The organism is Acinetobacter sp. UBA6526 (assembly GCF_002434875.1).
Taxonomy (GTDB): domain Bacteria; phylum Pseudomonadota; class Gammaproteobacteria; order Pseudomonadales; family Moraxellaceae; genus Acinetobacter; species Acinetobacter venetianus.
The window spans coordinates 1-3,998 of sequence record NZ_DJLC01000191.1 but is presented as its reverse complement, the minus strand read 5'-3'; the positions used below and the strand labels follow the sequence as shown (position 1 = coordinate 3,998).

Sequence of the window (3,998 nt, the reverse complement as noted above, 5' to 3'; positions counted from 1 at the left end):
GGCATCAAAAATTCAACACTATGGAAGGATGGTCGTGGGAATGTGATGACCTACTGTTGCATAGATATGAGTGCAAGAGACTTTTCAAGGTTTGGATTATTATTTGCAAGAAATGGTAATTGGAACAATCAATCGTTGGTCCCAAAAGACTTCATTGATGAAACTTTTAGCACATCATGGAGATTTAATGCACCAAGACAAGGAGGATATTCGTTGCATTGGTGGATGGCTGCTGATGATGAAAATCATGAAATCTTTTTTGCAAGCGGTAAATTTGGACAATACATTTTTGTAGATCGAAATAACGATGTAGTAGTCACCAAAATAACTAAATACGATCCGATTCCTGGTGATACTCAAGATTTTAAAGAATTTAAATGGTTAAAAGAAATTGGTGATACGGATCTGACCTTAGCAGTTTGGGACTTTCTTGAGAGTTCGAAGATTATGAAAGTGGGTGAAGGAGGAGTCACATCTCCAATTACCAAAGAAAACGGCGATGAATCTACTTTTCGAAAAGATATTTATAAGTTTATTGAAAATATAGCTTTATTATCTGATTAAAACCAGACGTACATAATCATTGGCACTGAAATAACTGCAATAACTATTTCAAGGGGTAAACCCAATCTCCAGTAATCTCCAAACTTATATCCTCCTGGTGCCATAACTAGGGTATTACATTGATGTCCAATGGGTGAGAGAAAAGCACAACTTGCTCCCACGGCAACTGCCATTAAAAAAGGCTCAACAGGAGCGCCTAGTTGAGAGGAAATATTTGCAGCGATTGGCGCCATGATAATTGCTGTGGCAGCATTGTTTATGATGTCTGAGACAAACATGGTCACCACAAGGATTAATAGTATGATCATGTATATAGGTAAGGCTTCTGTATAGCCTGAAATAAACATCGCAATATTATTGGATATTCCAGTTGTTTCAAGTGCTTGACCGATTGGTATCATTGCAGCCAACATCACTATGACCGGCCATTCAATACTTCGATAAAGGTTTCCGTTTAGGACTTTAACCCCAATAAATGCAAGGACACACAATAAGAAAGCAATAACGATATTAATTACATTAAAGGCAGCAAGCAGCAAGAAAGTTACAAAGAAAATAATGCTTTTAAGCAATCGACTTCGACTAGGGATGACCTGCATTTCTCGCTGCATCAGTGGCATGAGGCCTAAGTGCTTAATGCGTTCTTTCACTCCTTCTTCATCAATGGATCGCACACCTAGTAAAAGCACATCCCCGACTCTAAAAATTTCGCGTGAAAGTCTAGTCCTAAACTTTGCTCCCTGTCGCCAAAGTCCAAGCAGAGCTAAATCTTCTGAGGCTAAGCGTTTTAAAAATTCTTGTTTACGGCCTATAAGCCTTGAAGATGCTGTGACCATAACCTCAATTTCTTCAAGATCAGATTCATTAATGGTATTAAGGTCCTCAGACATCTCTAAATCAAGATCACTTTGCAGTCTTGAAATATCATCTGGCGAGGTTTTAATCACAAGTACCTGATTATGCGCAAACTTAGTGACCATTGAGACCTTACTGACTGCTCCAGATTCATTAACAATGCCTAACACTTCAGTTTCTGGGCCTGCTACTTTTTTAATTTCAGACAATCTTTTACCGATGGCCTTACTATCTTTTTTTACCCTGACTTCAAACAAATAGTTTTTTAAATCAATCAGTTTTATTTCATCCCCAGCCTCTTGCCTTACTTTGACCAGGCGATAACCAAGGAAAGCAATAAAGACGACGCCCAGCAGGCTTACAGCAACACCTACAAAAGAAAAATCAAAGAAATTAAAGCTTGTCCCCGTATAGGTTTCTCTATATTGAGAGATAATAATATTAGGCGGGGTTCCAATCATGGTATTCATCCCCCCCAAAATACTTGCAAAAGCCAGCGGCATTAAAAACTTTGGTGGGTTCCATTTATTTTGCTGACACACTGCTATGGTTACTGGCAGCAGTATTGCCATGGCCCCAATGTTATTCATAAATGAAGACAGTGCGGCAGCAGTTACCAGAATGACAAGCAGAAACTGGTTCTCGCTTAATGGAATCTTAGAAAGTTGTCCACCTATTAATCCAACAAAGCCCGATTCCTGTAGGCCCCTGCTGATCAGAAGTACTAGAGCCACAATAATAACTGCAGGATGACCAAACCCTGAAAAAGCACTATTGATTGGAATGACCTCAAAGAGAACCAGTGCAGCCAATGCCACTAAAGTAACGGCATCATAACGCCAGCGACCCCAAATTAGTAGACCAACCAAAACAAATATAGTTACAACTAATACATTTTGGTCACTCAACATAAGAGAGACTTATGAGATTTTTAACTTTGGTGCATTAGTCATCACGCTTTTAATGCCTTTATTCATTGAGGACCTATCAGCGTAGCTCTGTGATGTTGCAACTACTTTGTTATTCCCAGCCACCAGATTAAAACTCCATTTTCCACCACGAGTTTCTTTAGTTTTAAAGTTATCTTTAGAAGCAGCATGTTTGGCAACTGATTTAATGCCTTTCATGCATGTTGCACGGGATGCATAAGCTTGAGATGCAATAATATTTTCTCCATTTTTAGCTTTCAGTCTAAAACGATGTTTACCACCTCTATCTTTATAAATTTCGAACATTTCTCCTCCTTGTCTGCAGAGTTTAAATACTATCAAACTTACTCAGTAAAAAACACATTTTTTTTTGCGCATGAGTGCTCTAGGCTATAATCCGCATATGAAAAATCTCAAAAGTTTTTTTGAAGGAACCTTTTCTAAAATTATTGGTATCCTTATCATTCTATCCATTGCTGATCAGGTACTGACTTCAATGGAACTCACTCTTACGGTGGAGAGAATTTTTGATGTTTTTTACCTCCTCACCATAACCTTATTCAGTCTAGAATTTTTAATTCGTATCATCGTTATTAGAAAGTTTGATTTCCTTTTGGCTGTTGATGCTATTGTCTTGATTAATGCGATTTTTATTGGATTAGTTGATTTAAGAATGTTGAGATTGTTCCGACTATTTCAAATTTTTAGAGCTTCAAAGTTTTTAGTCCCCACTAATACGTTAATTAAGACCATTGTCATGCAACGTAATGCATTGCTTGGCTCACAAATGATGGTGATCTCCATCTTATTGGTTGTTTCAACACTTATTTATTTTCTTGAATCAGAAGCACAGCCAGAAATATTTGGCAGCATTCCTGCTGCGATGTGGTGGGGCATAGCAACGTTAACTACGGTGGGCTATGGAGATGTTGTTCCAAGCACCGAAGTAGGTAAAATTCTTGCAAGCTTTACCATGTTCATTGGTATTGGAATGTTTGCTTTGCCTGCTGCAATTTTGGCATCAGCTTATTATGAAGAGATTCAAAAAAGAAATTTTTTGATCACCTTTGAAGCCATCGCAGCTATCCCTTTATTTCAGCAATTACCAGTGGGAGCGATCAATAAGATCAACGAAAAGCTGGATGTAAAACTATTTCAAAGGAACGAAGAAATTTTTAAAAAAGGCGACGAGGGTGATGCAATGTTTATTATTGAGCAAGGTCAAGTCAAAGTTGATCTTGAAGACCCTGTTTACTTAGGCCCAGGTGATTTTTTTGGGGAGATGGCATTAATCTCAAACTCACCCAGAAATGCAACTTTAGTTGCTACAGATGATAGTAAACTCTTTGAACTCAAAAAGTCTGATCTTGAAGAACTCTTTGATGAGCACGAAGTGCTTTTTAGAGAACTTGAGGAAACAATTAAAAAACGCTTAGCTTAATCGTCACTGCCTGAATCAGGGTCAATACGTTGAGGTTCATGAGAAACATCTTGCACCACATCATAATCTTCAGGATTTTTTTCTGTATTCTCCATATAAACTGACGTTGATGGATAAGCAAACTCTGAGCCATTCGCACGAACGATTTTAATAGTTTCAAAAATTAATGACTGTTTCACTTTAGTAAAGTCAGTGAGGTTAAGAGGCTC

Annotated in this window: 5 protein-coding genes; 2 read left to right on the top strand and 3 right to left on the bottom strand. The window is 37.9% G+C overall.

All coding sequences use genetic code 11. The features are described from left to right. On the top strand, positions 1–564 hold a 564-nt coding region (locus tag B4237_RS13065), incomplete at its 5' end, for a serine hydrolase (RefSeq protein WP_286943493.1). On the opposite strand, the gene B4237_RS13060 is transcribed toward B4237_RS13065, so the two are convergent. Next, positions 561–2,330, bottom strand: a complete 1,770-nt coding sequence (locus tag B4237_RS13060; RefSeq protein ID WP_286943491.1) for an SLC13 family permease — start codon at positions 2,328–2,330, stop codon at positions 561–563. The two genes, B4237_RS13065 and B4237_RS13060, sit on opposite strands and share 4 nt — an antisense overlap. A gap of 9 nt (positions 2,331–2,339) precedes the next feature. After that, on the bottom strand, positions 2,340–2,654 hold the full coding sequence (locus tag B4237_RS13055; RefSeq protein ID WP_286943489.1) for a YegP family protein: 315 nt from the start codon (positions 2,652–2,654) through the stop codon (positions 2,340–2,342). A 97-nt stretch (positions 2,655–2,751) separates the two neighbouring features. Here B4237_RS13055 and B4237_RS13050 point away from each other — a divergent pair, with 97 nt between their 5' ends. Further along, positions 2,752–3,789: a cyclic nucleotide-gated ion channel gene (locus tag B4237_RS13050; protein WP_286943488.1), complete on the top strand. Its 1,038-nt coding sequence runs from the start codon at positions 2,752–2,754 to the stop codon at positions 3,787–3,789. On the opposite strand, the gene B4237_RS13045 is transcribed toward B4237_RS13050, so the two are convergent. Beyond that, a partial coding sequence (locus B4237_RS13045) for a hypothetical protein (RefSeq protein ID WP_286943486.1) occupies positions 3,786–3,998 on the bottom strand: 213 nt, incomplete at its 5' end. The two genes, B4237_RS13050 and B4237_RS13045, sit on opposite strands and share 4 nt — an antisense overlap.